Annotated in this window: 6 protein-coding genes; 2 read left to right on the forward strand and 4 right to left on the reverse strand. The window is 74.2% G+C overall.

Annotation, left to right across the window (positions count from 1 at the left end):
* Positions 1-35: 35 nt before the first annotated feature.
* Entirely contained in the window at positions 36-1088 is a 1053-nt protein-coding gene (locus tag ACWEMJ_RS14355) for an alpha/beta fold hydrolase (protein ID WP_452137330.1), read from the forward strand.
* Positions 1085-1264 carry a hypothetical protein gene (locus ACWEMJ_RS14360; RefSeq protein ID WP_452137331.1) on the forward strand — a complete coding sequence of 60 codons (180 nt, stop codon included), beginning with the start codon at positions 1085-1087 and terminating at the stop codon, positions 1262-1264. The genes ACWEMJ_RS14355 and ACWEMJ_RS14360 overlap by 4 nt, the downstream gene beginning before the upstream one ends.
* Positions 1265-1277: 13 nt before the next feature.
* On the opposite strand, the gene ACWEMJ_RS14365 is transcribed toward ACWEMJ_RS14360, so the two are convergent.
* The 4 genes from ACWEMJ_RS14365 to ACWEMJ_RS14380 all read right to left on the reverse strand — a co-directional run.
* A complete protein-coding gene (locus tag ACWEMJ_RS14365) occupies positions 1278-2513 on the reverse strand; it encodes an ATP-grasp domain-containing protein (RefSeq protein ID WP_452137332.1) in 1236 nt (411 codons plus the stop codon).
* A gap of 11 nt (positions 2514-2524) precedes the next feature.
* Complete coding sequence (locus ACWEMJ_RS14370) at positions 2525-3670, reverse strand: hypothetical protein (RefSeq protein WP_452137333.1); 1146 nt, start codon at positions 3668-3670, stop codon at positions 2525-2527.
* A gap of 70 nt (positions 3671-3740) precedes the next feature.
* Entirely contained in the window at positions 3741-5336 is a 1596-nt protein-coding gene (locus tag ACWEMJ_RS14375) for a tannase/feruloyl esterase family alpha/beta hydrolase (protein ID WP_452137334.1), read from the reverse strand.
* Between the two features lie 313 nt (positions 5337-5649).
* The coding region (locus ACWEMJ_RS14380) for a LuxR C-terminal-related transcriptional regulator (RefSeq protein ID WP_452137335.1) at positions 5650-7120 on the reverse strand (1471 nt) is incomplete at its 5' end.

Genomic DNA, 7120 nt, shown 5'->3' on the forward strand with positions numbered 1-7120 from the left:
CCCGCCGAATCCCCCCAGAGACAAGAGGACCAGACATGATCAGCAGGCGTACCTTCACCACCGCCGCCGGCCTCGGCGCCGGCCTCACCGCGCTCACCGCCGGCGGCGCGTTCGCGGCGGGCGCCGACCGCCCCGCCCCGACCGTCCCCGCCCTCACCCCCGGCACCCACACCGGCTTCGCCGACCTGCGGCGCGTGCAGGCCGGCGTCCTCGACATCGGCTACGCCGAACTCGGGCCCCGGCACGGGCCGGTGGCGATCTGCCTGCACGGCTGGCCGTACGACATCCACAGCTTCGTCGACGTCGCCCCGCTGCTCGCGGACGCCGGCTACCGGGTGATCGTGCCCTACCTGCGCGGCCACGGCAGCACCGCGTTCCTGTCCCCGACCACGCCCCGCAACGCCCAGCAGTCCGCCGTCGCCCTCGACGTGATCGCCCTGATGGACGCCCTGAAGATCCGCCGGGCGGTGCTGGCCGGCTTCGACTGGGGCTCGCGGACCGCCGACATCGTCGCCGCGCTGTGGCCGGAGCGGGTCAGCGCCCTGGTGTCGGTGAGCGGCTACCTGATCACCAACGTCCCCTCGCAGCGCGACCCGCTGCCGCCGAAGGCCGAGCACACCTGGTGGTACCAGTACTACTTCGCCACCGATCGCGGCCGGGTCGCCATGGAGACCAAGCAGTACCGCCACGACCTGTGCCGCCTGGTGTGGGACGAGGTCTCCCCCAGCTGGCAGTTCGACGACGCCACCTTCGAGCGCACCGCCGCCGCCTTCGACAACCCCGACTACGCCGCCATCGTGATCCACAACTACCGCTGGCGGCTGGGCCTGGCCGACGGCGAACGCCGCTACGACGCCTACGAGCAGCGGCTCGCCGCCAAGCCCGCCATCGGCGTGCCGACCATCACCCTCGATCCGGCCCTCGACCCGTTCCTGGCGAGCACCGACGGCGCCGGCTACCGGCGGTTCTTCACCGGCCCGTACGAGCACCGCGTGCTGCCCGGCGTCGGCCACAACGCGCCGCAGGAGGCCCCGACCGCGTTCGCCCAGGCCGTCCTGGACGCCGACCGCCTGGCGGCCCGCGGGTGAGCGCCGACGACCCGGCGGCCGGGGCCCGCCGCGCCAGGTTCGGCGCCCTCCCGGAGCGGATCGCCTTCGAGGACATGGTCGAGGAGCGGCCGCCGGCCGCCCGCCCACCGGCCGCCCACGACCCCGACAGCGCCTCCGCCAGGTTCTCCTGCCAGGCCGCCGACCTGGGCCTGTGACCGCACGAGCACCTCACTCGATCTCGTACATGCCGTCCCCGTCCCACTGCCGCACCGTGTTCAGATCGCGCTGGAGCACCGCGTCCACCGGGTGCTCCAGCGTTAGCGTGACGGGGTAGCCCCGGTCGTACGTGGTCGGGGCGATCGGCTCGCCGGGCCGGACCAGCACCGTCAGGTCGCGGAAGCTCTCCAGCTCGCGGATCCGCTCCAGCGCCCGGTACCGGACGAGCCGCCCGCCCGCCGGGGCGACCAGCGCCGCCCACGCGAAGGCGCTGCGCCGCCGGTACGCCCGCCCGGCCCGGGCCCGGAACCGCTCGGGCCGCAGGTAGGCGTCCACGATCCACTCCAGCTGGCCCTCGCCGAGCAACTGCCCGGTGTAGTACGGCAGTCCGGACATCCGCGCGCCCGCCTCGACGAGCCGGGGGCCGTCCGGTGTCAGCTTGATCTCCAGGTGCGCGGCGCCGTACCGGATGCCGAGCGCGTCCAGCACCAGCCGCCCGTAGGCGGCGAGTTCGGCCACCGGCTGCTCCTCGGCGCCCAGCAGCACCTGCGCCACGACCAGGTCCCGCACCCCGTTGGCGCTGATCCGGTCGGTCCGCCAGGCGTCGGTCACCTGGTGCAGGCCCCCGCTGCTGACGGTGTTCACGATGTACTCGGCGCCCACCAGGTACTCCTGGGCGACCACCTCCTCCACCGGCTCGCCCTGGACGCTCCCCCGGGCGCGCAGCCGGCGCAGCGCGGCGACGGACTCCTCGGGCGAGTCGCAGAACGACACCCCGTCGCCCCAGAACCCGCGCAGCGGCTTGACCACCGCCCGCTGCCCCAACTTCTCGTGCCAGCGCCGCAGTTCACCCTCCTCTCCGGTCCTGGTCTGCCGCATCACCGGAACGCCGCACGCCCGCAGCGCCTCGATCTGGAGGTACTTGTCGCGCCGCGCCGCGCTCAACTCCGTGCCGTTGGACGGCAGTCCGAGCCGCTCGGCGAGCGCGTCGGCGAGCTCCACCCCGGTCTCCCGGCCGGCCAGCACCGCCGCCGGCCGCAGCGCCGCCAGCCGCCCGGCCAGCGCCTCCACGTCGCCGTCGTGGACCAGCACCCGGCCGAACCGCCGCTCGTCCACCGGGTCGACGCCGGCCGGGAACTCGGGCGTGCTCCACACCTGGACGACCTCGCCGCCGACCGCCGCGAACGCGTCGATGTGGCCGTAGGCCGAGCCGAAGGCGTCGACGACCGCCACTCGGAACGCTGACATGTCTCTACTCCCTACTGGACGGCCGGCCGGGAGAGGACCTCCCGGCGGAGTTCGAGCAGCCGGTGGACGGCGTTGGTGAGGACGTTGCGCACGCTGAACCCGGAGGTGCCGGGGTCGGCGGCGTGCAGGATGTCGCGCTCGCCGCCCTGCGCGCCGATCTCCCGACGGGTCAGCCCGCCGCGGCCCTCGAACGCCTCCGGCAGCATCCGCCGGGTGATGCCCAGGTGGACCATCCGGAAGTCCACGAACCTGTCGATGAGCCGCACCAGCCGCTCCGTCCCGGCGTCGTCCAGCGCGACCCTGCCGTCGCGCACCGACTGCCACAGGTTCACCCCCAGGCTGGAGGCGCCGCGCCACTGCGCGACCACCGGCCGCGACCACGTCGGGAAGTAGGACATCGCCTGGTCCAGGTACACGCCGTACTCCCTGGTCGGCGGCAGCAGCACCAGTTCGAGCAGCTGGACGCTCGGCATGAACGCCCCGCTCGCACCGCGCGGCCCGCCGGGATGCCCCAGGTGGAAGTGCCGGAACCGCCCGAACGCCTCCCCGGACAGCCTGCGGTAGCCCGCCATCCGCGCGGTGAACTCCCCGACGCACCGGGCCGCGTCCTCCAGCACCGCGGCCGGCTTCACCGCATCCGGCGCCGTCACCAGCGTGCGCAGCCCGTACGCCGCCGACCTGATCCACGGCTCGGACCGGTGGTGGCCGAGGTAGAAGTCCCGCTCCAGGGTGCCGAGCCGGCCCGGCGTGAACACCCTGATGTCACCGCTGCGCGCGTACTCCTCGCTGTTCACGTCGATCAGCAGCTCATAGCTCAGGTGCGGGTCCAGCGCCGGAAAGCGCCCGCACTGCGCCGAGACCAGCTCCGCCAGCTCCCGGGGCGCGGCACGCGGCCCGGCGGGCGCGAACCCGTTGAGCATGAACAGCAGGTCGAGCTGCGCGACCCGGGCCGCCCACGGATCGTCGGAGAGCCGCCCGGCCTCCTTGAGTAACTCCCTTTGCTTGCCCGCCAACTGACGGTACGTCAGTTCTCCTTCGGCGACCTCCGCCAAGTCCCCCGGGAGCTCCCGCAGGACGTACTCCCTGAACGGCGACGAGGCCGGCATGCTCGATCCGGCCGGACGAAGCTCCGCCGAACCGTTGAACAGATCGTCCACTTCCACTCCTTGTCCGCAGACCGGAGGCGGCGGGCCGGCGACCGACGCCACCGGCCCGCCCGCGGTCGTCTCAGGGTTTGACGCAGCGGAAGCTGCCCGCCGCGTCCGGGTCGCCGTGCGTGTAGCGGGAGACCATCGGGTAGCGGCACACCTCGCGGGCGACGCTCCGGCCGTCCGCCGTGGGCAGCGTGGCGTGCAGCACGCTCGGCGCCTTGCCCCGCTCGACCCAGGCGGTCAGCGCCGCCAGGTCGTCGACGCCGTTCAGCGCGCAGTGCGAGACTCCGGGCGCCAGGAACACCCGGTAGAAGTCGTCCACCTTCGCGCCGCCGCCCATCCGGTCCTCGACCCGCTTGCGGTAGTCGACGGTGCCGGCCGTCGGGATCAGCTGGTCGGCGTCGCCGTGCCAGGTCAGCAGCTTGCCCCCGGCGTCCCGGAACGCCGACAGGTCGGCGTCCCGCGAACCGATCACCGGGTCGAACTCGGCCCGCGCCCGGCGGAAGATCTCCTCGAACTGCGCGTACGTCAGGTTCGCCGAGCTGAACCCGGGCTGCTTCTGCACGAAGTTGGCGACCCACTGCGCGGGGACGGTGAACGGCGCCCCGGTGGTCACCCCGTCCGTCGTGGTGCTCGCCGCCAGGTACCCGAAGTCCGCGCCGACCGGCAGGCCGTACCACAGCCGCTTGCCGCGACCGTCCCGCGGCCCGTCCCAGATCCTGCGCACCACCTCGGCGTCGGCGGCCCCGATCGTGTACTCCTTGCCGTCGCACACCACCTTGGTCCCGATCAGCCGACGCGGATCGAAGTCGCACCGGTTCGGGTCACTGACCAGCCCGTCCACCACCCCGTCCAGCTTGTCGCACGCCTTCGACGCGGCCTGGTTGAACGCGTTGAACTCGCACGCGCTCGGGTAGGTCCGCAGCTCGTTCATCACCACCTGCGGCCACAGCGTGGCCACCTCGAACTGGTTCCAGTTGATGCCGGGCGCGGCCGCGTTGATCCCGTCGAAGTCCGTCGGGTACTTCTGCGCCTCCACGTAGCCCTGCCGGCCGCCGGTGGAGCACCCGTTGAAGTACGAGTAGAACGCGGTGTGCCCGTAGACGCCGTCAACAACCTGCTTGCCGATCACCGCCAGCTCGTGGACGGACCGCGAGGCGAAGTTCTCCAACAGCCCCGCCCGGATCCGCCCCTGCGCGTCCAGCGCCCAACTGCTGTCCAGGCCACCGCTGTCCACACCTGCGTCCGTGGTCCCGGCCGCATAGCCCTGCTTCACCGCGGCGGCCACAGACCCGATGCTCCCGGCCGCGTACGCGGACCCGCCGGCCGCCTGGAACCGCCCGTTCCACCCCGACTCCGGCAGCCACACCTGCACCCTGACCCGGTCGTCCACCCCCGGATGGGTCACCGTGACGGTCACCTCGCAGTGCGCCGGGACATCCTCCACCGGATACCCTCCGAGCGGCGGCACCCCCGGCACCTGGAACACCCCCGCCGGCACCGCCGTCGCCGTCACCGACTCCACCACGGCCCCGTCCGGCACCGAAGGCCGCACAGCGCCGCACTCGAACGCCACCGCCCCACCCGAAACCGCCCCCGCCGGCCCATTGACGGCCACGGCCCCCGCCAGCACGAACCCGGCCGCAGCGAGCCTCAGAAGCCGTCGATCCATGTCTCTCTCCTCGACCTAGTGGATTGCGACACCACTGTCGCCGCCCCACCAACCGAGACACATCAGTCATCTGACGCCCACCACAAAACCCAGTCATCCGACCCAGCCGGGGAGACCAACCAGGCCGGGAGGCCAACCAGGGGCGCGGGGAACTGCGCGGCCAACCCCTCACCCACAGCCAGATCGCGACTTCCACCCCGAAGTTGCACTATCCCGCGCCCAAGCTGGCGAGCCTCCCCCGCGAAGCGACCCCCAACTCCCGGCCAGATCGCGACTCCCACCCCGAAGTTGCACTATCGGGCGCCGCCACAAGCTACTGCGCTCCCCCCAACACCCCCTCAATCTCCCGCCGCGAAGAAATCCCCAACTTCCCGAACACCTTCCGCAAATGCCACTCCACCGTCCGCGGACTCAAGAACAACTGCGCCCCGATCTCCGCATTCGCACACCCACCCGCCGCCAACCGCGCGATCCGCGCCTCCTGCGGCGTCAGCACCGGCCCCCCGACCTCCCGCCGCCGCACCGTCTCCCCCGTCGCCAGCAGCTCCTGCCGCGCCCGCTCCGCGAACGCCGCCAGTCCCATCGCCTCGCACGCCTCGTACGCGGCCCGCAACTCCTCCCGCGCCTGCCCCCGCCGGTTCTGCCGACGCAGCCACTCCCCGTACAGCAGCCGAGCCCGCGCCTCGAACACCCCCAGCCCGCCCCGCGCGAACTCCGCAACCCCCTCCCGGTAGCACGACTCCGCCCCCTCCGACGCCCCGCCCACCAGCGCCTCGGCAACCGCGTGCGCACCGACCGCCCACGGCGTCCCCGCCCGGGCCCACTCCGCCAACCGGTCCCGCGCCCCGGCCGCCACCTCCGGCCGCCCGGCCCGCACCGCCGCCTCGACCAGCTCGCCGCACGTCCAGTGGTGCACGGCGAGGTCCCGGTGTGCGACGCCGACCAGTGCCGCGTCCATCGCCGCCGGATAGTTGCCCTGCCCGTTGGCGAGCACCGCCCGGGCCAACGCCGCCACCCCGGCGAACCGCCCGCCCTCCCGCTCCACCCCGTCCGCACCAGGCCGTTCCCGCCCCAGGTAGGCCCCCATCAACATCTCCACCCCGGCCCCCGCACCCGCCACGGCCCCCACACCCACCCCGGCCCCCACCCCCGCCACCGCCGCCGCCCCCGCGAGCAGCGACCGCGCCTCCCCGAACCGCCCCGCGAAGGCCAGCGCCGTCGCCCGGTACGGCACCGCCGCCGCCAGCGCGGAGAACGCCCCGGTCGCCCGGGCCGCCCCCACCGCCCGCTCCGTCGACGCCAACCAGGCTGCCAGGTCCCCGAGTTCGGCCGCGGCGTCGGCCACCGCCCACAGCAGCGACGGGTCCTCGACCGCCGCCCCGGCCCGCACCGCCCGCGCCAGCGACGGCTGCGCGGCGACCGTCCCCTCCAGCGCCCACCCGGTCAGCGCGTCCAGCAGCAGCCCGGCCGGCTCCTCCCCGCCCGGCAGGGCCCTCGCGGCCTCCGCGACCCGCCGCACCGCCCCGGCGTCCTCGCGCCCCGCCCGGATCGCCGCGCCGAACGCCGTCAGGCAGGTCTCCCGCGCCGCCGCCGGATCGAGCCCCGCCAGCCGGTCCACCGCGTCGAGCAGCGACGTCACCGCCCCGGCCCCCCGCTCGGACGCCTCGGCCCGCAGCCGGTGGACGTGCGCCTGCTGCAACGGGTCGAGCGGCCCCAGCTCGGCGGCGGCCAGCAGCTCCGGCACCTGCCCGGCCAGCCCGGCGGCGAGGTACGCGGCGGCCGCC

The sequence above is a fragment of the Kitasatospora sp. NPDC004531 genome (assembly GCF_053602195.1).